Source organism: Niallia sp. FSL W8-0954, from assembly GCF_038005605.1.
Classification (GTDB): domain Bacteria; phylum Bacillota; class Bacilli; order Bacillales; family Cytobacillaceae; genus Niallia; species Niallia circulans_A.
In genome coordinates, this window is sequence record NZ_JBBOTN010000001.1 from 2,113,492 (window position 1) to 2,138,493 (window position 25,002).

General features: G+C 37.0%; 23 protein-coding genes. 17 read left to right on the plus strand and 6 right to left on the minus strand.

Annotated elements, in window-relative coordinates; all coding sequences use genetic code 11:
- Positions 1-387: 387 nt before the first annotated feature.
- From NX902_RS10225 to NX902_RS10280, 12 genes are all read left to right on the plus strand, one after another.
- Positions 388-1,179: a YmfK family protein gene (locus NX902_RS10225; protein WP_171509527.1), complete on the plus strand. Its 792-nt coding sequence runs from the start codon at positions 388-390 to the stop codon at positions 1,177-1,179.
- Between the two features lie 21 nt (positions 1,180-1,200).
- Complete coding sequence (locus NX902_RS10230; protein ID WP_123259581.1) at positions 1,201-2,085, plus strand: helix-turn-helix domain-containing protein; 885 nt, start codon at positions 1,201-1,203, stop codon at positions 2,083-2,085.
- A 116-nt stretch (positions 2,086-2,201) separates the two neighbouring features.
- Positions 2,202-2,780: a CDP-diacylglycerol--glycerol-3-phosphate 3-phosphatidyltransferase gene (gene pgsA / locus NX902_RS10235; protein ID WP_095329245.1), complete on the plus strand. Its 579-nt coding sequence runs from the start codon at positions 2,202-2,204 to the stop codon at positions 2,778-2,780.
- 101 nt (positions 2,781-2,881) lie between these two features.
- Entirely contained in the window at positions 2,882-4,123 is a 1,242-nt protein-coding gene (locus tag NX902_RS10240; RefSeq protein ID WP_341160708.1) for a competence/damage-inducible protein A, read from the plus strand.
- A gap of 176 nt (positions 4,124-4,299) precedes the next feature.
- Entirely contained in the window at positions 4,300-5,343 is a 1,044-nt protein-coding gene (gene recA / locus NX902_RS10245) for a recombinase RecA (protein WP_095329247.1), read from the plus strand.
- 549 nt (positions 5,344-5,892) lie between these two features.
- A complete protein-coding gene (gene rny, locus NX902_RS10250) occupies positions 5,893-7,461 on the plus strand; it encodes a ribonuclease Y (RefSeq protein ID WP_047940071.1) in 1,569 nt (522 codons plus the stop codon).
- 582 nt (positions 7,462-8,043) lie between these two features.
- Positions 8,044-9,306 carry a group II intron reverse transcriptase/maturase gene (ltrA, locus tag NX902_RS10255; protein WP_171510276.1) on the plus strand — a complete coding sequence of 421 codons (1,263 nt, stop codon included), beginning with the start codon at positions 8,044-8,046 and terminating at the stop codon, positions 9,304-9,306.
- 182 nt (positions 9,307-9,488) lie between these two features.
- Positions 9,489-10,286: a TIGR00282 family metallophosphoesterase gene (locus NX902_RS10260; protein ID WP_095329248.1), complete on the plus strand. Its 798-nt coding sequence runs from the start codon at positions 9,489-9,491 to the stop codon at positions 10,284-10,286.
- A gap of 184 nt (positions 10,287-10,470) precedes the next feature.
- The gene (gene spoVS / locus NX902_RS10265; protein ID WP_016201204.1) at positions 10,471-10,731 is read left to right on the plus strand and encodes a stage V sporulation protein SpoVS; all 261 of its coding nucleotides are present in this window, start codon (positions 10,471-10,473) and stop codon (positions 10,729-10,731) included.
- A gap of 488 nt (positions 10,732-11,219) precedes the next feature.
- Positions 11,220-12,143 carry a dipeptidase gene (locus NX902_RS10270; protein ID WP_123257484.1) on the plus strand — a complete coding sequence of 308 codons (924 nt, stop codon included), beginning with the start codon at positions 11,220-11,222 and terminating at the stop codon, positions 12,141-12,143.
- A 336-nt stretch (positions 12,144-12,479) separates the two neighbouring features.
- The gene (miaB, locus tag NX902_RS10275) at positions 12,480-14,030 is read left to right on the plus strand and encodes a tRNA (N6-isopentenyl adenosine(37)-C2)-methylthiotransferase MiaB (RefSeq protein ID WP_095329319.1); all 1,551 of its coding nucleotides are present in this window, start codon (positions 12,480-12,482) and stop codon (positions 14,028-14,030) included.
- Entirely contained in the window at positions 14,030-14,413 is a 384-nt protein-coding gene (locus NX902_RS10280) for a RicAFT regulatory complex protein RicA family protein (RefSeq protein WP_123257485.1), read from the plus strand. The genes miaB and NX902_RS10280 overlap by 1 nt, the downstream gene beginning before the upstream one ends.
- 116 nt (positions 14,414-14,529) lie before the next feature.
- Here NX902_RS10280 and NX902_RS10285 read toward each other — a convergent pair whose 3' ends face one another.
- From NX902_RS10285 to NX902_RS10305, 5 genes are all read right to left on the minus strand, one after another.
- Positions 14,530-14,883: a hypothetical protein gene (locus NX902_RS10285; protein ID WP_095329251.1), complete on the minus strand. Its 354-nt coding sequence runs from the start codon at positions 14,881-14,883 to the stop codon at positions 14,530-14,532.
- A 108-nt stretch (positions 14,884-14,991) separates the two neighbouring features.
- The gene (locus tag NX902_RS10290; RefSeq protein WP_095329252.1) at positions 14,992-15,300 is read right to left on the minus strand and encodes a hypothetical protein; all 309 of its coding nucleotides are present in this window, start codon (positions 15,298-15,300) and stop codon (positions 14,992-14,994) included.
- Between the two features lie 36 nt (positions 15,301-15,336).
- Positions 15,337-15,756, minus strand: a complete 420-nt coding sequence (locus NX902_RS10295; RefSeq protein WP_095329253.1) for a hypothetical protein — start codon at positions 15,754-15,756, stop codon at positions 15,337-15,339.
- Positions 15,757-15,909: 153 nt separating this feature from the next.
- The gene (locus NX902_RS10300; protein ID WP_341160561.1) at positions 15,910-16,773 is read right to left on the minus strand and encodes an IS3 family transposase; all 864 of its coding nucleotides are present in this window, start codon (positions 16,771-16,773) and stop codon (positions 15,910-15,912) included.
- Between the two features lie 8 nt (positions 16,774-16,781).
- A complete protein-coding gene (locus tag NX902_RS10305; protein WP_340461236.1) occupies positions 16,782-17,159 on the minus strand; it encodes a transposase in 378 nt (125 codons plus the stop codon).
- Between the two features lie 250 nt (positions 17,160-17,409).
- On the opposite strand from NX902_RS10305, the gene NX902_RS10310 reads away from it, so the two are divergent.
- A complete protein-coding gene (locus tag NX902_RS10310; protein WP_095329254.1) occupies positions 17,410-17,961 on the plus strand; it encodes an outer spore coat protein CotE in 552 nt (183 codons plus the stop codon).
- A gap of 101 nt (positions 17,962-18,062) precedes the next feature.
- Here NX902_RS10310 and NX902_RS10315 read toward each other — a convergent pair whose 3' ends face one another.
- The gene (locus NX902_RS10315; RefSeq protein ID WP_370999621.1) at positions 18,063-18,287 is read right to left on the minus strand and encodes an excalibur calcium-binding domain-containing protein; all 225 of its coding nucleotides are present in this window, start codon (positions 18,285-18,287) and stop codon (positions 18,063-18,065) included.
- A 306-nt stretch (positions 18,288-18,593) separates the two neighbouring features.
- Here NX902_RS10315 and mutS point away from each other — a divergent pair, with 306 nt between their 5' ends.
- The 4 genes from mutS to NX902_RS10335 all read left to right on the plus strand — a co-directional run bounded on the left by mutS (position 18,594) and on the right by NX902_RS10335 (position 24,975).
- Complete coding sequence (gene mutS, locus NX902_RS10320; RefSeq protein WP_171509530.1) at positions 18,594-21,212, plus strand: DNA mismatch repair protein MutS; 2,619 nt, start codon at positions 18,594-18,596, stop codon at positions 21,210-21,212.
- A 279-nt stretch (positions 21,213-21,491) separates the two neighbouring features.
- A complete protein-coding gene (gene mutL / locus NX902_RS10325; RefSeq protein ID WP_095329257.1) occupies positions 21,492-23,408 on the plus strand; it encodes a DNA mismatch repair endonuclease MutL in 1,917 nt (638 codons plus the stop codon).
- A 368-nt stretch (positions 23,409-23,776) separates the two neighbouring features.
- Complete coding sequence (locus tag NX902_RS10330; protein ID WP_141231329.1) at positions 23,777-24,265, plus strand: hypothetical protein; 489 nt, start codon at positions 23,777-23,779, stop codon at positions 24,263-24,265.
- A gap of 377 nt (positions 24,266-24,642) precedes the next feature.
- On the plus strand, positions 24,643-24,975 hold the full coding sequence (locus NX902_RS10335) for a hypothetical protein (RefSeq protein ID WP_095329259.1): 333 nt from the start codon (positions 24,643-24,645) through the stop codon (positions 24,973-24,975).
- Positions 24,976-25,002 lie beyond the last annotated feature (27 nt).

Here is a 25,002-nt window from a genome sequence, read left to right on the forward strand (position 1 = left end):
ATCATAGAAGCTCGATAAATAGAAAAGCTATTTATTGAGCTTCTTTCCTTTCGGAACAGAAAAATATTCCAAAATGTGATGACGTGCTTCGAAAAAGAGCATCTAGATAATAGAAGGGAAGCCTGTCTGTGACCAAAAGCAAGAAAGTGTAGAAGAAAAGAGGCAGATCAAACATGAGCAGCATGCAAATAAATCAAGTAAAAATAGCTTTGAAACAATGATTTTAGATTAAAATGAATGCTTTATTTTCCTAGAATGCACCCTTCTTATAAAAAGTCCATCTTTTTTTCTATTTTGACCCCTTTTTTCTTGATTATTTATACTATTCCTATATGATAGAAGTTAAAAGACTAGAAAATTTCACTTGCTAGTTGTAGGAGGATTTTTTTGGAACAGAAGGAATGGTATTTAGAATACGAAATTCAAAAAAACCGACCTGGCCTACTAGGGGAGATTTCCTCATTACTAGGAATGCTTTCAATTAATATTATCACCATTAATGGGGTAGACGATGGACGGCGCGGCTTATTAATGTTAGCGAAAAATAAGGAACAAATAAAAAGGTTAGAATCTATTCTCTATACAATGGACACAATAAAAGTAATCAAGCTTAGAGAACCTTCTTTAAGAGATAAACTTGCAGTAAGACATGGTCGTTATATTCAAAGAGATGCAGATGACAAAAAAACATTTCGCTTTGTTCGTTATGAGCTAGGATTGCTAGTAGATTTTATGGCGGAATTATTTAAGACAAAAGGCCATAAATTAATAGGTATTAGAGGGATGCCGCGGGTAGGCAAAACGGAGTCCATAGTAGCTGCAAGCGTTTGTGCAAATAAGAGATGGCTTTTAGTGAGTTCTACTTTGCTAAAGCAGACTATCCGCCATTCTTTAATGCAGGGAGAATATAATGAAAATAATTTATTTATCATTGATGGTATTGTTTCTTCCAAACAGATTAATGAGCGACATTGGGCGGTTGTTCGAGAAGTGATGCGCCTGCCATGTATAAAAGTAGTAGAACATCCCGATGCCTTTGTACATAATACAGAATACACTTTAGATGATTTTGATTATATTATTGAGCTAAGACATGAGCCAGACGAGGAGATTCTTTATGATGTTCATAAAAAGAATACTCTTGCCTTAGAAAGTGAATTCGAGGGTTTTGATTTTTAGTAAGTTGGAAGGTGTTATCTTGTGAGTGAATTAGGAAATCGATTAAAAGAAGCTAGAGAAGCTAAAGGACTAACGCTAGAAGAATTACAAGAGATTACCAAAATTCAAGTCCGTTATTTAGTTGGCATTGAAGAAGGTAATTATAGTATGATGCCAGGTAAATTTTATACACGGGCATTTATCAAACAATACGCAGAAGCGGTAGATTTGGTTCCAGAAGAAATATTTGAAGAGTATAAAGCTGAGGTACCAACAACGGTAAATGATGAGTTGCCGCAAAATTTATCGAGAGTGAATTCAAGAAGCGCAATAGACGGAGCCACTTCAAAGGTATTCGATATCTTGCCAACTATTCTTATTGCTATTCTTGTATTGGCTGTTGCTTTTCTGGTTTGGTATTTTGTGTATGCGAAAGATTCAAATCCAGAAAAACAGTCTAATAGCGGTGCGGAACAGAATTCTGTTTATATGAAATCAGATGCATTAAATAAAAAGGAAAAAGAAAAGGTAACTGATAAGGATGCTAATAAAGAGAAAGAACAAGTAGTAGAAGAAGAAGAGAAGAAAGTAGAAGAAGAGGCACCAAAACAAGAGATTACCAAAAAAGAAACAGTTGGAAAAAAGACAACATATGAAGTGAAAAATGCAGAGAAGTTTGTTGTTAAGCTTGTAGCAACAGGAAAAGTTTGGGTTGATATCCAAAATGGCAAAAACTATTCCTTTTTCCAAGGTATCCTTGAAAAAGATGGAACTGAATCACACGAAGAAGATTTATCAAAAGAGACAGAAGCACGTATTGTAATTGGAAACAGCCAAGTAGATGTTTTTGTCAACGATGAAAAAATAGACCTTGGTGATTCATCTTCTAGACAAGATCTTGTTATTAAAAATATAAAAGAAGAATAGTCATCGATTCGATGACTATTTTTCGCTATTATATCGTATTTAGGTTATAATACTAATGTTTTTAATTTATTTTTAATGAAAGTGGCGATTAACGTCATGGTAATGGAGGATGTAAGATGAATTTGCCAAATAAGATTACCGTAGCAAGAATTTTATTAATCCCCGTCTTTCTAGTCATCATGCTAGTGGACTTTCAATGGGGAGAACTAACATTTTTAGGTGTTACCTTACCGATGACACATTTTATCGGTGCCTTGATTTTTATCCTAGCATCGACAACGGATTGGATTGATGGACACTTTGCGAGAAAGTATAATCTAGTAACCGATTTAGGGAAGTTTTTAGATCCTTTAGCAGATAAATTATTAGTTTCATCTGCATTAATTGTTTTAGTAGGATTGCAGATGGCGCCTGCGTGGATTACGATTGTTATTATTAGCAGAGAATTCGCAGTAACCGGTTTACGTTTAATATTAGCTGGAGGCGGAGAGGTAGTTGCAGCAAATATGCTTGGGAAAATTAAAACATGGGCCCAAATAGTTGCGATTTCTGCGCTTTTATTACATAATATGATTTTTGAACTTATTTCACTGCCTTTTGATATCCTTGCACTATGGGTTGCCTTGATCTTTACGATTTGGTCTGGCTGGGATTATTTTGCAAAAAATAAACAGGCTTTTGTTTCATCCAAATAAAATAGAGGAATAAAAATAAGGACATCTATTTATGACAAGCGTATATTGCTTTATAAAGAGACGTCCTTTCTTTATGAACAGACAAAAAGGGGGAGCATTATATGAATGCAGAGATTATTGCTGTTGGCTCAGAATTATTACTTGGACAAATTGCTAATACAAATGCTCAATTTATATCCAAGCATTTAGCCGACTTAGGAGTAAATGTTTATTATCATACAGTTGTTGGAGATAATGCAGCTCGCTTAGAGGAAGCAATAAAAGTCGCTGAAAGCCGAGCACAATTGCTTATTTTCTCCGGTGGACTAGGTCCAACAAAGGACGATTTAACGAAAGAAACGATTGCCAAGCATATAGGGAAAGAGTTGGTTTTTGATAAAACAGCTTTAGATTCCATTGAAGACTATTTTGTCAAAACGAAACGCACTATGACGGAAAATAATAAAAAGCAAGCATTAGTATTAGAAGGAAGCGACGTTCTTCCAAATGACCATGGTATGGCACCGGGGATGTTTTTAAAAAAAGACAGTCGCTTTTACATGCTTTTACCAGGACCACCGAAAGAAATTCAGCCAATGTTTGTTAAATATGGATTTCCTGCAATACAAAAGCAAATGACAAGCAAAGATGTCATTGTTTCACGCGTGCTTCGCTTCTTTGGCATTGGGGAGTCCCTGCTAGAAACAAAAATAGAAGATTTAATTGATGCCCAGACCAATCCGACTATTGCCCCGCTCGCAGGAGATGGAGAGGTAACATTACGTATCACATGTAAGCATGATTCTATAGAAGAAGCAGATAAATTGATTGTAAAAACAGAAGAAGAAATATTCGCACGTGTAGGAGAATTTTTCTATGGGTATGAGGACACTACTTTAATGAATGAGCTTTCTCATATTTTATTAAAGAAAAATTTAACAGTAGCAGCCGCAGAGAGTCTGACAGGAGGACTGTTTCAGCAAGAGATAACAGGAATTCCAGGCGCTGGGAATATTTTTAAAGGCGGAATTGTTTGCTATACAAATGAAGTAAAGCATCAAATCTTGCAAGTAAAAGAGTCGACGATCAAAGAACATGGTGTCGTAAGCGAGCAATGTGCGAAAGAACTTGCGGAGAATGTTGCACGTCTATTAAAAGCTGACATTGGGATAAGCTTCACAGGAGTTGCAGGTCCAAATGAATTAGAAGGAAACCCAGTAGGTACCGTTTATATTGGGATTGCTAAAAGCGGTGAACCGACAAAAGTAGAGAAGTTAGCATTAAGTGGAACAAGAGCTGGTAATCGAATTAGAAGTGTGAGATACGGTCAATATTTCTTATTGAAAATGTTAGAAGATAAATAATAGGATATCTTTTACTTAAAAGGTTGCTTTCAGCTGGAAAATAAAAAAACGAATGAATGTTCGATTTTTTACTGTACAAATGAAAGGAAAAAAGGTATATTAAGTATATAATCTTTTAAACAACGAATGAATCATGATTGGTGAGATTCATTTTTTATATAAGGAGGAGAACGTATTTGAGTGATCGTCAAGCTGCATTAGAAATGGCGTTAAAACAAATAGAAAAGCAATTCGGTAAAGGTAGTATCATGAAGCTGGGAGAGCAAGCAGATAGAGTCATTTCTACTAGTCCAAGTGGATCTTTAGCTTTAGATGCAGCCCTAGGTGTTGGTGGATATCCAAGAGGTCGTATTGTAGAAATTTATGGTCCTGAAAGTTCAGGGAAAACAACAGTAGCGCTTCATGCTATTGCTGAGGTTCAGGCAAATGGCGGACAAGCAGCATTTATTGATGCAGAGCATGCATTGGATCCAGTTTATGCCCAAAAGCTTGGCGTTAATATTGATGAATTATTACTTTCTCAACCAGATACCGGAGAACAAGCATTAGAAATCGCGGAAGCATTAGTACGAAGTGGTGCAGTTGATATTTTAGTTATTGACTCTGTAGCAGCACTTGTACCAAAAGCAGAAATTGAAGGCGAAATGGGAGATTCTCACGTTGGACTTCAAGCGCGTTTAATGTCACAGGCACTTCGCAAGTTATCTGGTGCTATTAATAAATCAAAAACGATTGCTATTTTCATTAACCAAATTCGTGAAAAAGTTGGAGTAATGTTCGGAAATCCTGAGACAACTCCTGGTGGACGTGCGCTAAAATTCTATTCATCTGTCCGACTAGAAGTTCGTCGTGCTGAAACGTTAAAACAAGGAACAGATATGGTAGGAAACAAAACAAAAATCAAAGTGGTAAAAAATAAAGTAGCACCACCTTTCAAAGTAGCAGAAGTCGATATCATGTATGGTGAAGGTATCTCTAAAGAAGGAGAAATCATTGACCTTGGTTCTGAACTTGATATTGTTCAAAAAAGTGGTGCTTGGTATTCTTACAATGACGAAAGATTAGGGCAAGGCCGTGAAAATGCGAAGCAATTCTTGAAAGAAAATCCAGAAATGCGCCTAGAAATTCAAAAGAAAATTCGCGATCATTACGGGCTGGATAAAGAAGTTACATTAAAGCCTGAAAATGATGAGAATGAACAATTTGAATTAATCGATTAATCGTTAAGAAAGATGGGAGACGGGTTTTTCCGTTTGCCATCTTTTTTGTTGCTATTCTATAAAAGTATTCGATAGCGTTCTTTGGGTGCTCCAAGCTGACTGATCCCAAAAAACACAATTATTGTCCATCGTAATCTGGAAAGTAAAAAAATCTTCTCAATCCACTTAAGTATTTAAAAGAGGCTGTGGGATAAAGGACTTCCTAGGTTTAATAAGCTTAGTTTCTGACTATAATACGGATGATAGGTTAGGTTTAGCTTTAAATAAGGTGATATTTCATACATATATAGGAAGTAAAGAGCAATTGTTAGAGGAAGATGATAACGGAGATAGCCAATGAGAATTAGGTTAATCCTACTAGTTCAAAGCCTTGACAATAAATTGGTACAACTATACAATTAAATTGTATATTTTACATTTTTATAAGTATGAAAACCTAGAAAACATTTTATAAGACTAGGGAAATTTCGATTGAAAAAAGGAACATTTTAAGCCAATACTTTTAAAATCGTAACAAACACAATTTGATAGCAAGAGGAGGTGAAAATGATGGATTTAATAAAAATCATCTCCATTTTGCTTATTCTAATCGTTATTGCCGTTGTTGGCTTTGTTGTATATTTTATTCGAAAGTCCAATGCTAATGCAAAAATTAGCAATGCAACGTTGACTGCTGAACAAATTATGGAGAATGCAAAGCGTGAAGCAGACGCATTGAAAAAAGAAGCTTTGTTAGAAGCAAAGGATGAGATTCACAAGCTTCGTAGTGAAGCAGAACTAGAAGTTCGTGATCGAAGAAATGAACTACAAAAACAAGAAAATCGTTTATTGCAAAAAGAGGAAAATCTTGATCGCAAGGGAGAAGCGTTAGATAAACGTGAATCAGTGTTAGAAAAGAGGGACGATTCTCTTAATAAAAGACAACAGCATATGGAAGAGATGGAAAGCAAAGTGGACGAGATGGTTCGCAAGCAGCAAACAGAACTAGAGCGCATTTCTGGATTAACTCGAGAAGAGGCGAAATCCATCATTTTAGAGCGTACAGAGCAAGAAGTTGCTCATGATATTGCGATAATGATTAAAGAAAGTGACACTAGAGCGAAAGAAGAAGCAGATAAAAAGGCTAAAGAAATTTTGTCACTTGCAATCCAACGTTGTGCAGCTGATCATGTTGCAGAAACTACAGTTTCCGTTGTTAACCTTCCAAATGATGAAATGAAAGGGCGAATTATCGGCCGTGAGGGGCGAAATATTCGAACGCTTGAAACATTAACAGGAATTGACTTAATTATTGATGATACACCAGAAGCAGTAATTTTATCTGGTTTTGATCCAATAAGACGTGAAACTGCTAGACTTGCGTTAGATAAGCTCGTCCAGGATGGACGTATTCATCCAGCTCGTATTGAAGAAATGGTTGATAAAGCTCGTCGAGAAGTGGATGAACATATTCGTGAGATCGGAGAACAAACTACGTTTGAGGTCGGAGTTCATGGATTACATCCAGATTTAATTAAAATTCTCGGCCGTCTAAAATTCCGTACAAGCTATGGACAAAATGTATTAAAGCATAGTATGGAAGTGGCACAATTATCAGGAATTTTAGCTGCTGAACTTGGTGAGGATCAAACTCTTGCCCGCAGAGCTGGCTTACTTCATGATATAGGGAAAGCAATTGACCATGAAGTCGAAGGAAGCCATGTGGAAATTGGTGTCGAACTTGCTACCAAGTATAAAGAACATCCAGTTGTGATCAATAGTATCGCATCCCATCATGGTGATACAGAACCAACTTCAATTATCGCTGTACTAGTAGCCGCTGCTGACGCACTTTCAGCTGCAAGACCAGGAGCGCGAAGAGAAACATTAGAAAACTATATTCGCCGACTTGAGAAATTAGAAGAAATTTCAGAGTCTTATGATGGAGTAGAGAAATCATTCGCTATTCAAGCAGGTCGTGAGATTCGAATCATGGTGAAACCTGATCTTGTGGATGATTTAGAATCTCATCGATTAGCTCGTGATATTCGTAAGAAAATCGAAGAGGAATTAGATTATCCAGGTCATATCAAAGTAACCGTCATTCGTGAAACAAGAGCGGTTGAATATGCAAAATAAAAACGGTGCGTTTGCACCGTTTTTTTATGTTGTGCGCCCGGCATGCACATGAACTATAGGGTGCGAGTCCCGAACCCCGAAGACAGAAGTAGAGGTTAGCCAAGAGCTAGGGTGTCCGTGGTGACGCGGAATCTGAAGGAAGCTGGAGGCAAAACACCGGTCCGAGGAACACGAATCTCATACAAGGCTAGTTACGACTGGATGAGTTTGCAACACAAAACAAAGTCCTTTCTGTCGAAGGTCATACCTAGTAAATGAGGCGGATAGATGGTGTGAAAGTGCATGTGCTTACCCGGGGAGGTCTGATGGAAACGTGAAGTACCCTTCATAACCTACTTGGTGACAAGTAGCTGAATCATCAGAAGTCAGCAGAGGTCATAGTACGATTGGGTCTAGAACCAGTCGGAAGGACTGAACAATTAAGAGAGATTAGCCCTTGGCTTTCCATCTAGAATGAAATAGCACAGAAAACAGAGAAACCTCACGCTTAGAAAGTAGTGGTGAATCCCACGAGGGTATTTGCGGAGGGTGGAGTTCAGATGGGCATAATAAGATAAGCTAATCACGGAAAGGAACGAAATGGTGATGTTGAATCAAATTCTTGAACGGCAAAATATGATACAAGCGCTAAAGCGAGTGGAAGCGAATAAAGGAAGCCATGGAGTAGACATGATGCCCGTACAAACCTTACGACAGCACATCCTCGAAAATTGGGAAACCATTAAATCGCAGATTTTGAATGGAACCTATGAACCACAACCAGTACGTCGAGTCGAAATCCCGAAACCAGATGGTGGTGTGCGTTTACTAGGTATCCCAACCGTGACAGATCGTTTTATTCAACAAGCTATCTCGCAGATTTTATCAAAGGAATATGACAAAACATTTTCGGACCACAGTTATGGATTCCGTCCAAATCGGAGTGCCCATGACGCTATTCGGAAAGCAAAGGGTTATTTAAAGGAAGGTTATCGATGGGTGATTGATATGGATTTAGAGAAATTCTTCGATAAGGTCAATCATGACCGACTAATGGCAACATTAGCGAAACGAATTTCAGATAAATCTTTATTAAAACTTATTCGTAAATATCTCCAAGCTGGTGTCATGATAAATGGAGTGATTTCAAGTATAGAAGAAGGAACACCACAAGGTGGACCTTTAAGTCCCTTACTTTCAAACATAGTTCTAGATGAACTCGATAAAGAGTTGGAGGAACGTGGACATAAATTCGTTCGATACGCAGATGATTGCAATATTTATGTGAAAACAGAACGTGCGGGTCTAAGAGTAATGGCGAGTGTACAAAGATTTATTGAGGGAAAACTTCGTTTAAAAGTAAACGAAAAGAAATCAGCGGTAGACCGTCCTTGGAACCGGAAGTTCTTAGGTTTTAGTTTCACGAGTCACAAAGAACCAAAGGTTCGTCTTGCGAAAACAAGTCTAGTTCGAATGAAAAAGAAAATACGAGAGATTACCTCAAGAAAGATGCCATACTCCATGGAATACAGAATCAAGATGTTAAACCAATATCTAATGGGGTGGTGTGGTTATTTTGGATTAGCAGATACAAGTTCCACATTCAAATCACTAGATAGCTGGATTAAAAGAAGATTAAGGATGTGTCTATGGAAGAATTGGAAGAAACCTCAAACAAGAGTCAGAAATCTTACTCGGTTGAAAGTTCCTTTTGGAAAAGCATACGAGTGGGGAAACACCCGAAAAGGGTACTGGCGCATTTCTAAAAGCCCCATATTACACAGAACCCTCGGCAATTCCTATTGGGAAAGCCAAGGGCTGAAAAGTCTGCAAGTTCGTTACGAAACTTTGCGTTATTCATCTTAATTGAACCGCCGTATACGGAACCGTACGTACGGTGGTATGAGAGGTCGGGAGTTAATCACTCCCTCCTACTCGATTGGCAACATTATCTTCCAAAAGTTTTTAGAAGGAAAATCGAGTTAGGAACGCAGGCAATTATATGTTACACTGTTACATAGTGAAGATTAGAAAGTAGGAAAAAAGACATGCATATTTTATTTGTTGGAGATGTCGTAGGCTCTATGGGTCGAGATATGATTAAAGAGTACGTACCAAAGCTAAAGGAGAAATACCGTCCGCAGATGACGATAATAAATGGCGAAAATGCTGCTGGGGGAAAAGGTATCACCGAAAAAATCTATCGAAGCTTTTTAGAAATTGGTGCTCAAGCAATAACAATGGGAAACCATACATGGGATAATCGCGAAATATTTGAATTCATCGATCAGGCAAAATACTTAGTACGACCTGCAAATTTTCCCGAAAATAATCCAGGAAAAGGCATGGTGTTTGTTAAAATTAATGATATAGAAGTAGCTGTCATCAATTTACAAGGGCGAACATTTATGAATCCGAGTGATGATCCATTTATTGTGATTGATGGCTTAGTGGAGGAAGCAAAAAAACGTACTGATATTATTTTTGTTGATTTCCACGGAGAGGCGACAAGTGAAAAGCAAGCAATGGGATGGTATTTAGATGGAAAAGTAACAGCTGTTGTGGGAACACATACGCATGTGCAAACAGCTGATAACCGTATCCTTCCAAATGGAACTGCCTTTATGGCCGATGTTGGGATGACAGGGCCATATGATGCGATTCTTGGAATGCAAAAGGAATTAGTATTGAATCGTTTCTTAACCAATTTGCCAACACGTTTCGAGCCGCCAAAAAGTGGGAGAGCACAATTAAGCGGCTGTTTAATTGAAGTAGATAAAAAGACTGGGAAAGCAAAGAAAATAGAACGTATATTAATCAATGATGATCATCCATTTTTCTCGTAATAAAAGGATAATTATTTGAGGATATAGCTATCTTGTATAAACAAATATTTTCTAATTTTTTATGTCCAAGCTGGAATATGTGTATGAAACTTGGAATATAGTAACATTGGAATGATATATATCCTGATATGTTCATTATTATTTAATGTAACATGCGGGGGGGTTAAACAAGGAGGAGCTAGAAATGGAGATATTAAAGGTTTCAGCAAAGTCTAGTCCCAATTCTGTAGCTGGTGCGCTTGCAGGTGTTCTACGTGAAAGAGGTGGAGCAGAAATCCAGGCTATTGGTGCAGGTGCATTAAATCAAGCGGTTAAAGCAGTTGCTATCGCAAGAGGGTTTGTAGCACCTAGCGGAGTGGATTTAATTTGTATTCCTGCCTTCACTGATATCGTCATTGACGGTGAGGAACGAACGGCCATCAAGCTCATTGTGGAGCCTAGATAAAGAGAAAACAAGATTTGATAAAAAGTAGAAAAGCATGTAATTACATGCTTTTCCATTTATTTTGATCTTAATTGGACAGTATGGCGGTAGAACTTTTGGATATTTGTAGAAGCAGATGTGAAGTCAGCTGTCTGTATAGGACTGAATGATTAACTAAGATAAATGGAGAAGAAAAAAATCTTTTCTGACTTAGTTTCACTGTATCCCTTCTGAGATTGGTATGCTTGTTTGTGTTCCTTTGATCTTTTGGAAACTGAATAGAGCAAACCTTAAAAAAAGAAGGAGGATGTCTCCTCAATAGGTTTAGGTCCCACAGAAAAAATTAAGTTGGAGAATGAACTTTTCTCCCGCTATTAACTTGAAACTGTGGAGAATAAACCAAATGAGTGAGGCATCCTTTTTTTATAACTATAGTCAATTGATATCTTGAGGGAGAGAAATAGCCACAAGATTTACATAAAAAACATATTTGTATGGGAGTGAATGGTTTGAGTTACTTCGATGGTCATTGTGATGTATTATATAAAATGTTTATAGATAAAACGATAAATTTTCAGAATAGTGATAAACTTCATGTCACTAAGAGTAATTTACAAAAAGGGGGGGCAAAGATTCAATGTTTTGCTATTTATGTTCCAGAATCTGTCCATCCTGATATGCGGTTTGAAGCAGCTTTATCCATGGCAACTATCTTTTATGATAAAATCTTACAGCCGAATGCAGATTTAAAATTTATACGCTCACAAAAAGATATAAAGGAATTAAAAAATGGTGAAATTGGTGCACTCCTAACATTAGAAGGCTGTGATGCGATTGGAGGAGATTTGCTAAAATTAAAAACATTGCTTCGATTAGGTGTTTCAGCAGTAGGACTTACTTGGAACTATGCGAATGCTGTTGCGGATGGAGCACTAGAACCTAGAGGTGCTGGTTTATCTTTATTCGGAAGAGAAACAGTGAAGCTTTTGAATAAGCAAGCAATTTGGGTAGATGTTTCCCACTTATCGGAAAATGCCTTCTGGGATGTTATGGAGCATGCAGAGTATCCATATGCATCACACTCGAATACATATAATCTTTGTCCAAATCCTCGTAATTTACGCGACGACCAAATTAAAGCAATGATAGAAGCAGACAGTGTAATCGGCATTACTTTTGTGCCACAGTTTTTAAGTGGAACCAACACAGCAACTATTACAGATATTCTACGCCATCTTGATTATATATGTTCGCTTGGAGGTGAAGATCATGTCGGCTTTGGTTCTGATTTTGATGGAATCGACCAAACGGTAAAAGGTCTAGCTTCCGCTGTCGATTATCCTAATCTAATAAATGAGCTAACAAGATATTATACAAGTACGCAAGTAGAGAAATTCTTATATACGAATATGACAAAAAGGTTTCCGAAATAAAGAAAATCATCTATCTTCTTTCCTTTGCGGAAGAGGGAGAAAGTATCTTTTTAGTTAAACAACAAGAAAATAGTAGAATGATATCTTTAAGACGTTGCTATTGTTTTCAAAAGATGAAAGGCTTATACTAGAATAATGAAAATATGTCTATAAAGAATAGTACATATGAAAAAGCAGCTATTATATGGATGGATGTTTTTCTTGTCAAAGTAGTTTTTATCGGTTCAATTTGAATCGATGGTGGGGAGAAAACACCAATCTATAAGAAGCCTAAACATGTATATTAACAAACTTATGGATGAAACCAAAATCATCGATAAGAGAGGAGTAGTTGAAATGAACGAAAACCAACGTTTAGAAGGACAGCAAATCGGAAGCAATAATTCTTCGGACAAAAAATCCGAAAAGGATTATAGCAAATATTTCGAAACAGTATACAAAGCCCCTTCTTTAAAAGATGCCAAAAGACGAGGAAAAGAGGAAGTCCGCTATGAGAAGGATTTCTCCATTTCCGAGCAGTTCCGCGGAATGGGTGAAGGGCGTAAATTCTACATTCGTACATATGGCTGTCAAATGAATGAACATGACACAGAAGTAATGGCAGGGATTTTCTTAGCTTTAGGCTATGAGGCAACAGATTCAGTCGATGACGCCAATGTTATTCTTCTTAATACTTGTGCGATTCGTGAAAATGCAGAAAATAAAGTATTTGGTGAATTAGGACATTTAAAGCATTTAAAAACGGAAAAGCCAGACCTTTTAATAGGTGTTTGTGGATGTATGTCACAAGAAGAATCTGTCGTAAACAAAATCTTAAAAACATACACACAAGTAGATATGATTTTCGGTACACATAATATTCACCGTTTACCAAATATTCTTCACGAAGCATATATGTCAAAAGAAATGGTCGTAGAAGTTTGGTCTAAAGAAGGGGATGTGATCGAGAACCTTCCTAAAGTACGTAATGGAAAAATTAAAGCATGGGTAAACATTATGTATGGCTGTGATAAGTTTTGTACCTATTGTATTGTTCCATATACTCGCGGAAAAGAGCGAAGCCGCCGTCCAGAAGATATTATCCAAGAAGTGCGTCATTTAGCAGCACAAGGGTATAAAGAAATTACATTGCTTGGTCAAAACGTAAACGCCTATGGAAAAGACTTTACAGATATTGATTTCCGTTTCGGAGATTTAATGGAAGAAATGCGCAAAATTGATATTCCGCGTGTTCGTTTCACAACAAGTCACCCACGTGATTTCGATGATCATTTAATTGAGGTGCTTGCTAAAGGCGGTAACTTAGTGGAACATATCCATTTACCAGTTCAGTCGGGTTCATCTGATGTGTTGAAAATTATGGCACGTAAATATACAAGAGAGCAGTATTTAGAATTAGTTCGCAAAATGAAAGCGGCTATTCCTAATTTAACTCTTACAACAGATATTATTGTTGGTTATCCAAATGAAACAGATGAGCAATTTGAAGAAACATTATCTCTTTATAAAGAGGTTGGTTTTGAAGCTGCTTATACATTCATCTATTCTCCACGTGAAGGAACACCTGCAGCACGAATGAAAGATAATGTTCCGATGGAAGTCAAAAAGGAACGCTTACAGCGCCTAAATGCTTTAGTTAATGAGTATTCTGCTAATTCCATGAAGAATTATCAAGGCCAAACGGTAGAGGTTCTTGTAGAAGGAGAAAGCAAGAATAACCCAGATGTGCTTGCTGGTTATACACGTAAAAACAAGCTAGTAAACTTTGTCGGACCAAAATCGGCTATTGGCAAACTTGTTTCTGTGAAAATTACCGATGCAAAAACATGGTCATTAAACGGAGAAATGATTGAGGTATTAGAAGCAGAAGCTGTTGAGGCAAACTAATGGCGAAATTCACACGAGAAGAAATTATCGAACGAACAGAGCAGCTTGCCAAAATGATTCGTGAGACAGAAGAAGTGGAATTTTACCAACGAGCAGAAAAACAAATCAATCAAAACCAAAAAGTAAATGATCGAATTGCCCAGATTAAAAAGCTTCAAAAACAAGCAGTTAATCTTCAGCACTATGGCAAAATTGCTGCTTTAAAAGATACTGAAGCAAAAATTGATGCCTTACAAAAAGAAATCGATGAACTGCCAATTGTCAGTGAATTTAAAGAATCACAAGAAATTGTTAACGATATGCTGCAAATGGTAACAAAAACGATCGCAGACACAGTAGAAACAGAAATCCTTTCTTCCGTTGAGAAGAAGAAAGAACAATAAGAGGCTGAGATCCAAGAACGAGCGATCGTAAAGATTCCTTGTGGTGTAATGCAATGGGTAGCATACTTTTTAAATAGAATGTTAACAAGTAAAACCAAGCATATCTTTGCTTGGTTTTACTTGTTTTGATTATTTAAAATATTGATCGCTCGTAAGAATGCTTTCCGATATTCTTGCTGTTCCTTCATAGCTGTTTGCAAGGTTGAAAGCAATGCTTTATTAAGCTGCTTTGTTTCTTTATCTTTGGCATTTCCGTTATTAACTGTTTGCAATAGAAATGTATAAACAAGAAATAAGACAGAGTAATTGTCTACATAAGTTAAGCTGACGGCACTTCCACCATTTCCTCCTTCTGCATGGGTGTTAACAGAAGGACCTCCTGTTTCTAGAATTTTATCAATAAGCTCCTCTGGTACCCCAAGCTCTTTTAGTTTCTCAGCAGTTAACCCAATATTTTTATCTTTTGCCATTCTTTAGCCTCCTTCTATTAGGTATGTAAAAGAAAAGGGCAATCATCAAGAAGATGTTGCCCTTTATTATATGCTTATCACTTATAGGAGTGCTTATTTTAAAGGTGATTAACCTTCGTTCACCATTTCAGGGCTATTTTGGTTGAAAGATACAGCAGTAGCAGCACCAGCAACGTTAGCATTAACTAAAATACCACCAACAAAGAAGTTTAATAAGTTAACACCTACAGCAGCACCACCAGCAGCACCAGAAGCAGAAAATTGGTTAGCTAGGTTACCGTTACCTTGAGTAGCATTAGTAAATCCGCGAAGTTCTGCTCCTTTGTTTCCAATGCCTTTACCTTTAGCAGTAACATCAGTACCAGCAACGCCAGAACCGTTACCTTTGTGACAATCAGATGTGCATTTAGACAACATTTGACTTCACCTCCTTTCAAAGAAAAGATTGATTACTTATTTTTTGATAAAATCTGAAAGATCTAGTGAAAAAATAGGCTTGCCGTTAACATTTAATTTAAGGTTCCCATCATCATTTGAAGCATCAATGACAGGTAATTTCTCTTGTAGCTTGCTTAGGGTGTCTTCACTTACAATGCTTTTTAGCGTTTCAGGATTAAGATGTGGTTTTACTTTTTCTTTAATTGAATCTAAATCAACCGTACTTGCAACTTTCTCCTTCATTGCATCCATTGTAGTTCCAGCTACATTCTCAGAAACACCTTTGGTTAACTTTTGGACTAATCCACCCATCTCTGAAGATAATTTAGTAATTAATTCTTGTGCGTATTTAGCTCTGTCCTCGCCAGTAACCTCTTTACCATTAACATTGAATTTAAAATCAAACTGATCGTTTTTATTAAATAACCCTGCCAACTTCCTCACCCCCTTACCGTATACTACAGTATATAGAGATTAGAACAAGCTGTATCCGCGAATGTATTAATACAAACGCATATTTTTTTAAAAGCAAAAAAAAGAGCTGAATAGATTGGACTTACCCCTGTCAAGTAGACAGCTTTAAAAAGACTAAGCAGCCATCTGGTGTCGATATTCTATCGGTGCCAGGTGGTTGAGTCGTTTTTGGAAGCGTTGGAAGTTATAGAAATAGATGTATTGTTCAACAGCTTTTCTCACTGCTACTTCCGAATTATCGTGTAACAGATACAAGCACTCACTTTTAAAGTGAGAGAAGAATGACTCTATACAAGCATTATCGTGGCAGTTTCCTTTACGAGAATGACTGCCTATCATGCCAAGTTGTTCTACTGTTTGATGATATTTAATTGATGTGTATTGAAAGCCTTGGTCCGAGTGAATGATGCTTCGATACACATTTCTTTTTGCCGTCAATTCCTGTAGCGTATCCATAACTAGTTCTAAATCGTTACGTTCACTAATCTTCCAAGCAACAATTTCGTTGTTATATAAATCTTGCACAGCCGATAAGTAGAGAAAACAACCTTTCGTTGGTAGATACGTAATATCTGTCACGAGTACCTCATTTTCTACACGCTCTTTAAATTGACGCTCTAACACATTATCAAATACACGCGATGTACGATTTCGCCATACTCTACGCTTTTTACGGATAATCGATTGAATACCAAGCTCAGTCATTAACCGATAAACTTTCTTATGATTTACATGAAATCCTTTATCTCGTAAAGCGATTTTCATACGTGGGTAACCATACATTTTATGCGTTTGATGAATCGCTAAAATGTGCTCCTTTAAAAGGATATCATCCTGTTTACGTAATGATACCTTGCCATTTTTGAGCCACTTATAATAGCCTGAACGTTCTACTTTTGCCATTTCAGTGAGCCAAGTAATTGGATAACGATCTTTCATTTCTTCGATAATGTGATAACGATCTGGGAAAGTAGGCATTCCTCCGTTTACAGATTTGGATACTGCTTTTTTAGGTATTCAACCTGAGCCTTATAATAATCACGTTCTTCTTCTACATGCTTAAAATGAATTCTTTTACCTTTTAGTGGATTCTTCACACCTTTTGCGCCAGAACCTACCGATGGTAGGCGTTCAAAGGCTTCAATGGAGCCTACTTCTTTGAATTTCTTAACCCAAGCCTTCACTTGAGAAACATTACGAATTTCATAACGATCCGCAATTTTTTGCATACTCTCATTGCCTGTTAAATAGGCTTGTACAATTTCTAATTTCAAATCATTTGAATACGTATTATTTTTTCTAGACATAGAAAAATCCCCTTTAAGTAAATGTTTATCTACAGCGTACTGTAGTTTTTTTAACATTGTCTACTTAAAGGGGATAATATCAGATAAGGTTTTTTTCATTAATAAAGAAATAAGGAAAGTGCTTTTTAGAATTGATAAAAAGAAGGATAGATGTCTAGAAAAATGGCTAATATCGGCACACTTACCCAAGTTTTACATACAATGAAGTAGATTTAAGCATTACTTATCGTCTTTAAAAATTGTCGCACACTAGACTCCTATCCCGCATAGGATGAAATGAAAATGAATGAGGAGGTTTCGCTCGAACATGGGAGAATATAGAGAGATTATTACAAAGGCAGTCGTAGCGAAAGGACGTAAATTTACAAAATCCAATCATACTATCTGCCCAGACAACAGCCCATCAAGTATCTTGGGCTGCTGGATTATCAACCATACGTATGAAGCAGAAAAGGTTGGTAAAACAGTAGAAATTTGTGGATACTTTGATATTAACGTTTGGTATTCTTATAATGATAATACACAAACGGAAGTAGTAACAGAGCGTGTGAAATATACAGATGTCATTAAATTAAAATATCGTGATCCTGACTGCTTAGAAGACCATGATGTTATTGCACGCGTTTTGCAACAACCAAACTGCATTGAAGCAGTGATTTCGCCAAATGGCAATAAAATCATTGTCCATGTAGAAAAAGAATTTATCGTGGAAGTTATCGGAGAAACAAAAATCTGTGTGGAGGTTTGCACAGACGAATGTGGCAAGGAAGATGACGATGCCTGGTTTAAAGATGAAGTAGAAGATGAAGAATTTGAGGAATTAAATCCAGACTTCCTTGTAGGCGGGGAAGAAGAGTAAAGGCTAGGAGCTTTTCCTAGTCTTTTTTTCTATTAATGATTCATTAATAATCAATAATAGAAAAGCCTTTTTCCAATTCGCATAAGAAAAAGGCAGGAAGATTATCTTTCACAAGCAATTCCGTCTTTATCACGGTCCATTTTTTTGTTTGCGTTATATAAGGCTTTAGATACATACGGTTTGTACTTTGTTTTTCCACCCTTATTTTTGGTGCTTTTGGATTTAGCAACGCCACCCTTATAATCTTTGTTTAGGGCTGTACAATTTTTATACGTTTTAACCTTCGTTTTTGCTTCAGCACTTGAATGTGGCATAAAACTGACCATAAGAACAATTGTTAAAAGAATAGATAGAATACGTTTCAAGATAATTGCTCCTTTTCCTAAAATTAACTTTTATTGCAAGCTAAATTATAAAAGATTTGCTCGCGAATTACTAGTATTATTTTTAAAAATAATACTGGAATGGAGCACAATGGAATGAACTAGTTATCACATCTAACTTCATACAAAAAAGCAAGTGTTTTTTCAGAGATATTCATAGTCTTTTCCCAATACCACCCACTGAAATATTCTATTTCTTTATGTTATAATGGGAGAATAATAGATTTGGACAGGATTTTGGAGGAAGTTATGACAACATATACGCCCATGATACAACAATACTTACAAGTGAAGGCAGATTATCAGGATGCCTTTTTATTTTTTCGTTTAGGAGACTTTTATGAAATGTTCTTTGATGACGCCATCAAAGCATCACAGGAGCTTGAAATCACTTTAACAAGCAGAGAAGGCGGAGGAGCAGAGCGAATTCCCATGTGCGGTGTTCCGCATCATTCTGCTGCCAACTATATTGAACAGCTAGTCGAACGCGGCTATAAAGTGGCTATTTGTGAACAAACAGAAGACCCGAAACAAGCAAAGGGAGTTGTGAAAAGAGAGGTCGTTCAGCTGATTACCCCTGGAACGATGATGGAAGGAAAGAACCTTTCCGATAAAGAAAATAACTATATTGCCACTATCTCTTTATTTGCAGAAGAGCAATTTGGCTTTGCTTATAGCGATTTATCGACAGGGGAAAGCAAAGCAACTCTTCTTAAGGGAATAGACTCTTTATTAAATGAACTATCCTTATCGGGAGCAAAAGAAGTAGTAATTTCTGACGATTTCTCGAAAGAGTATCAGAAACGGTTACAGGAAAGAGGTACATTAACCCTTTCGATTGAAAATGAGCTGGATGAAAAAGATGTGCATCTGCCATTATTGCAAGGTATTCAAGAACAGCAGTTAAGAAATACGGTTGTCCGCTTGTTTAATTATCTATATCGTACACAAAAGAGAAGCTTGGATCACTTACAACCGGTTTCGACCTATGTGATTGATCAATTTATGAAGATTGATTATTTTTCTAAGCGGAACTTAGAATTAACGGAAACGATTCGCTCAAAAGGAAAAAAAGGATCACTTCTTTGGTTATTGGATGAAACGAAAACCGCGATGGGCGGACGACTTTTAAAACAGTGGATTGATCGTCCACTCTTAAATAAGGAAGAGATTGAATATCGTCAAAATCTCGTCGAGACGATGATCGGACATTACTTTGAACGCCAAGATTTGCGGGAAAAATTAAAAGAAGTATATGATTTAGAACGTTTAGCAGGACGAGTTGCTTTTGGAAATGTTAATGCGAGAGATCTTGTCCAGCTAAAAAAATCGTTACAACAAGTACCGATTATTCAGCAAATTGTTGCATCGTTTGGTTCAAAGGAAGCTATAAAATTGGCTGAAGACCTAGATCCTTGTGAAGATATCACTGATTTACTGGAGCGAGCTATTGTTGAAAATCCACCGTTGTCTATTAAAGAAGGAAATATTATTTTAGACGGCTACCATCCTGAATTAGACAGTTACCGCGATGCAAGTCGAAACGGCAAAACATGGATTGCTCAGCTAGAAAGAGAAGAACGGGAAAAAACAGGCATTAAATCGCTGAAAATCGGCTATAATCGTGTATTCGGCTACTATATAGAAGTAACAAGAGCAAACGTCCATCTTTTACAAGAAGGACAGTATGAGCGTAAACAAACCCTTGCTAATGCGGAGCGTTATATCACGCCAGAATTAAAAGAAAAAGAAAGTCTAATTCTGCAAGCTGAAGAAAAAATGGTTGAATTAGAATACGAGATTTTTACAACCATCCGGGAGACCATTAAAGAGTATATTCCACGCTTACAAAACCTTGCAAAAACTGTAAGCACACTAGATGTGCTCCAATGTTTCGCAACAGTAAGTGAGGACCGCCGCTATGTGAAGCCTGTCTTTTCAAATGATCGTACGCTCTCTGTCAAAAATGGCCGACACCCTGTAGTAGAAAAGGTAATGAACGCGCAAAGCTATGTAGCAAATGACTGCACCATGCATAAAGATAGAGAATTGCTGTTAATTACTGGACCAAATATGTCTGGTAAAAGTACGTATATGCGCCAAATTGCCTTAACAAGCATTTTAGCGCAAATCGGCTGCTTTGTACCAGCAGATGATGCAGTGCTGCCGTTATTTGACCAAGTATTTACGAGAATAGGAGCGGCAGATGATCTTATTTCTGGCCAAAGTACGTTTATGGTGGAGATGCTGGAAGCAAGAAACGCACTCCTGCATGCTACTAATAATAGTTTAATTTTATTCGATGAAATTGGTCGGGGCACAAGCACATATGATGGAATGGCACTGGCCCAAGCGATTATCGAGTACATTCATCATGAAGTTGGCGCAAAGACTTTATTCTCTACTCACTATCATGAGCTGACTGTGCTTGCAGACGAACTTCCATCATTAAGCAATGTTCACGTCAGTGCAATGGAGCAAAACGGAAAAGTTGTTTTCCTGCATAAAATAAAAGAGGGCGCAGCAGACAAGAGTTACGGGATTCACGTTGCACAGCTTGCTGAATTGCCAGAAGCATTGATTGAACGAGCACAAGAGCTATTAACAAGCCTTGAGCAAAAGGATCAATTTGCTGGAGAAACAGCAGTGGCAGTAATCGAAAAATCGGTTGTGAAAGCTGAAATAGCCGAAGAAGAGGCACAATTATCCTTCTTTGAAACAGAAGAGAAAAAACCGCAAAAGGCGATTTCTACGAAAGAAAAGCAAATCGTCAATAAACTAAAAGACTTAGATATATTAGAAATGACGCCAATGCAGGCATTAAATACATTATATGAACTTCATAAAAAAGTCCGAAATGATCGATAAAGTGGGTTAGGGTGATAGAGTGTACAGTCAGTGGTATGAACGCATAGAAATGGAAATACGTTGGGGGAAAATGGTGTTCATAAGGAGAATGAAAGTCGAAAAATCTAGGAACATTGGAAAAAGTGGTGTTCATAAAGAGAGTGAAAGCCATGAAACCAAGGAACGTTGGAAAAAACGGTGTTCATAGGCAAGAAGATAGCTACAAATTCGACCATTTCAGCTGATACACTGCCCAACACATGAAAACAGAAAAAAGTAAGAAAGAAAAGAGGAGAAAAAATGGCAAAGATTATTCAACTGGATGATGCACTTTCGAATAAAATTGCTGCAGGTGAAGTTGTTGAGCGGCCAGCCTCTGTTGTAAAAGAATTAGTAGAAAATAGTATCGATGCAAAAAGTACTTCAATTGAAATTTTTATCGAAGAAGCTGGTTTACAAAGCATTCGTATTCTTGATAATGGACAAGGAATTGACGAAGAGGATGTTTTAACTGCTTTTTCCAGACATGCAACAAGTAAAATAAAAGACGAAAATGACTTATTTCGAATCCGTACCCTTGGATTTAGAGGCGAGGCACTACCGAGTATTGCCTCTGTCTCTCAAGTCACCTTGACCACTTCTACCGGAGAAAAAGGGACAACAGTAGAGCTTAAAGGCGGACATTTAGTGAAACAGGAAGGAGCGCCGGGAAGAAGGGGAACAGAGATCATTGTCAGCGATTTGTTCTTCAATACGCCAGCAAGATTGAAATATATGAAATCGATTCATACAGAGCTAGGTAATATTACCGATATCGTCAACCGCCTTGCCCTTGCGCATCCTGATATTAGTTTTCGCTTAGTGCATAACGACCGCAAGCTCCTTCATACAAATGGTAATGGGGATGTAAGACAAGTACTTGCGGGTATTTATGGCTTAAATATAGCCAAAAAAATGATACCAATTTCAGCAAGTACTCTTGATTTTAAACTAAGCGGCTATATGGCGCTGCCAGAAATTACGCGGGCATCACGGAACTATATTTCCACAATGATTAATGGTCGCTTTATTAAGAACTATTCTCTTGTCCGCAGTATTCAGGAAGGCTATCATACGTTATTGCCTATTGGCAGATATCCGATTGTTCTTTTAAATGTTGAAATGGATCCAATCCTTGTTGATGTTAACGTTCATCCATCGAAAATGGAAGTGCGCTTTAGCAAAGAACAAGAATTATACGAACTTGTCAGTAATACGATTAAATCGGCATTTAAGAAAAAGGAGCTTATTCCAGCAGGACTTATCCGCGAGAAAAAGCCAGCTCCGAAAGAAGAGCAAGCGGCCTTTAGCTTTGATACGATTCGCGAATCGGCAATGCCAGTATCTGTTCCCAAAATGGAGCCTACTTTTTCCAATCCAACAACAGAACAGGGAGAAAAGCCGAGTTGGAGCGAACCTCTTGAAGACACACCAAGCAGTTGGCCATCTGGAGAAAGTGAAGAAGAATCAACCATAACAGATGGCACAGCCTTTTTCTTTGGACAGGAAGGGAATAGTAGTATCCCTCCTGCAACAGAAGAAGAGATAGAGGAAACATGGGAAGAGGAAGAAATAGCTGACGTGGCAGAGGGTCCGAGAGTTCCGCCCCTTTATCCAATTGGGCAAATGCATGGAACTTATATTTTTGCACAAAACGAAAGAGGCCTATATATTATCGACCAGCATGCAGCTCAAGAACGAATCAAATACGAATTTTTCCGGGAAAAGGTTGGCGAAGTCCATAAGGAATTACAAGAAATGCTTATCCCATTAACATTAGATTATTCCTTAGATGAATGGATGAAAATAGAAGAAAATAAAGCTGAGCTCGAAAAAGTCGGCGTATTTCTCGAACCATTTGGCCAGCAAAGCTACTTAGTACGCTCCCATCCACAATGGTTCCCTAAAGGAGAAGAAAAAGAAACAATCGAAGAAATGATTGAACAAGTACTCTCGATGCGAAAAGTAGATATCAAGCTTTTACGAGAAGAAGCTGCCATCATGATGAGCTGCAAGGGATCCATTAAAGCAAATCGCCATTTGCGAAATGATGAGATTCAAAGTTTATTGGACGAACTTCGAACAACATCCGATCCATTTACCTGTCCGCATGGTAGACCGATTATTGTGCATTATTCTACTTATGAAATGGAGAAAATGTTTAAGCGTGTGATGTAATTTATTTAGTAGAAAAACCCTTTGTTTATAAGGGTTTATAGTTTGGCTAAGTTGAATTTGACCACATTTTGACCACTTTTACTTGTCAGAACTAGATTTAAGGAATGCTTTCGTGAAATTTTCCACTGATGAGTCTTGCATATTAGGTGACAGAGATTTGTTATCATAATTAGTCTAACAAAATGTTTACCTCCAAATCTTATCTTTCAGAATAAGCTATACCAAAATCATTATCAGAAATTATAAAGCGAGAACAAATTAATAATACTATTACTGTCCCCCGCTCATTTAAGTGGGGGTTTTTTAATTTCTATGTGTATAAAATGAATAATTGTAAGTTAAACTATTCAAAAAAAGTGGTGATTGTTTTGAGCAAAATTATTGAAAATCTTGACATTCATGCTAAAGGGATTTGGGTTCCTATTGTTTGGGCAGTATTATTATTAATTATGGTATTATTTATGCCAAAGGAAAAAATGAATGGGCTGCAAATTTATTGTACTTATGGCGTAATTAGTGCTATTACCTGGATTGCCAATAGTGTATTTGCAATATATTTAGATTGGGTAGATTTTGGGAGAGGGGAATCTACTGGAATTGGGGAGCTGCTAACATACGCACTTATTCCATCGTCATTAGCAATATGGTTTCTAAATAAATTGCACAGAGATAAACGTATGAAACGAACACTATTATTTGCATTATTGTCTTTGTTCATTGAGTGGACATGCCATATATCAGGATTCATGGAATATAAAGGATGGAATTTGCTTTATAGCATACCTGTATATATAATCATTTATTACTTTTTCTTACCTTTCCACTATAGGTTAATAAAAGATATAAAAGTCAGCTGAATCTAGTATTGTGATGATAAGCCCTATTCTTTGGAGTAGGGTATTATTATTTGTGGGTTCTTTAGTGGTTTCCGATGTTATTAAGGATTCCCAAACTATAAGGGGACCTTTAGTTGAGAAAAAAAGGTGTTTAAGGCTAGGAAATATCTAAAGAATTTAATGTGATTGTTGCGGAATAATTATGAGAAATAGTTTTAACAGATTGCTTCATTGACAATAAGTATTTAATGGCACTACTCGTATTCTTCTTACAAAAGAGAAAAAACAGATGATATGCAATATGGTTCAAAATTCCTATAAAATGGTCAAACTTAAAGTCGAACCTTATTTTCACTTGTGCATAAACTACAGTGAATTTAAATGGGGAGGCTAATGCCGTGGAAAATAATAGAGATATAATGGAATCATCTTCAAGTCATCATGAACATCACCATCATCATCATAAAAAGGATCATGATCATTATAAACACAAATTTCATCCGAAATGTCACAAGCACTTATTTGAATTTATTCAAATAGAAACAAGAGATGGTGAAGTTCACCAAGGGATTCTCCATAGTTATGATGATGAAAACGTATACTTATTGGTAACGGGTCATAATCAAAGCGAAGATAGTCGATTAATATTTCCGTTCAGAAGATTTGGACTTTTTGCATTCCCATTCTTTGGAATAAGAAGATTCGGTCCATTTTTCCCTCTTTGGTGGTAAAATTGAGTTTATAACAAATAATTATGA

Excerpts from the sequence above, each read along its gene's own strand:
- miaB (WP_095329319.1), top strand. The coding sequence starts at position 12,480 with ATGAACGAAAACCAACGTTTAGAAGGACAGCAAATCGGAAGCAATAAT.
- NX902_RS10285 (WP_095329251.1), bottom strand. The coding sequence starts at position 14,883 with ATGGCAAAAGATAAAAATATTGGGTTAACTGCTGAGAAACTAAAAGAG.
- NX902_RS10305 (WP_340461236.1), bottom strand. The coding sequence starts at position 17,159 with ATGTTAAAAAAACTACAGTACGCTGTAGATAAACATTTACTTAAAGGG.
- rny (WP_047940071.1), top strand. The coding sequence starts at position 5,893 with ATGGATTTAATAAAAATCATCTCCATTTTGCTTATTCTAATCGTTATT.
- NX902_RS10290 (WP_095329252.1), bottom strand. The coding sequence starts at position 15,300 with ATGTTGTCTAAATGCACATCTGATTGTCACAAAGGTAACGGTTCTGGC.
- pgsA (WP_095329245.1), top strand. The coding sequence starts at position 2,202 with ATGAATTTGCCAAATAAGATTACCGTAGCAAGAATTTTATTAATCCCC.
- mutS (WP_171509530.1), top strand. The coding sequence starts at position 18,594 with ATGACAACATATACGCCCATGATACAACAATACTTACAAGTGAAGGCA.
- NX902_RS10315 (WP_370999621.1), bottom strand. The coding sequence starts at position 18,287 with ATGGTCAGTTTTATGCCACATTCAAGTGCTGAAGCAAAAACGAAGGTT.
- NX902_RS10260 (WP_095329248.1), top strand. The coding sequence starts at position 9,489 with ATGCATATTTTATTTGTTGGAGATGTCGTAGGCTCTATGGGTCGAGAT.
- NX902_RS10280 (WP_123257485.1), top strand. The coding sequence starts at position 14,030 with ATGGCGAAATTCACACGAGAAGAAATTATCGAACGAACAGAGCAGCTT.
- NX902_RS10300 (WP_341160561.1), bottom strand. The coding sequence starts at position 16,773 with ATGCCTACTTTCCCAGATCGTTATCACATTATCGAAGAAATGAAAGAT.
- mutL (WP_095329257.1), top strand. The coding sequence starts at position 21,492 with ATGGCAAAGATTATTCAACTGGATGATGCACTTTCGAATAAAATTGCT.
- spoVS (WP_016201204.1), top strand. The coding sequence starts at position 10,471 with ATGGAGATATTAAAGGTTTCAGCAAAGTCTAGTCCCAATTCTGTAGCT.
- NX902_RS10310 (WP_095329254.1), top strand. The coding sequence starts at position 17,410 with ATGGGAGAATATAGAGAGATTATTACAAAGGCAGTCGTAGCGAAAGGA.
- NX902_RS10240 (WP_341160708.1), top strand. The coding sequence starts at position 2,882 with ATGAATGCAGAGATTATTGCTGTTGGCTCAGAATTATTACTTGGACAA.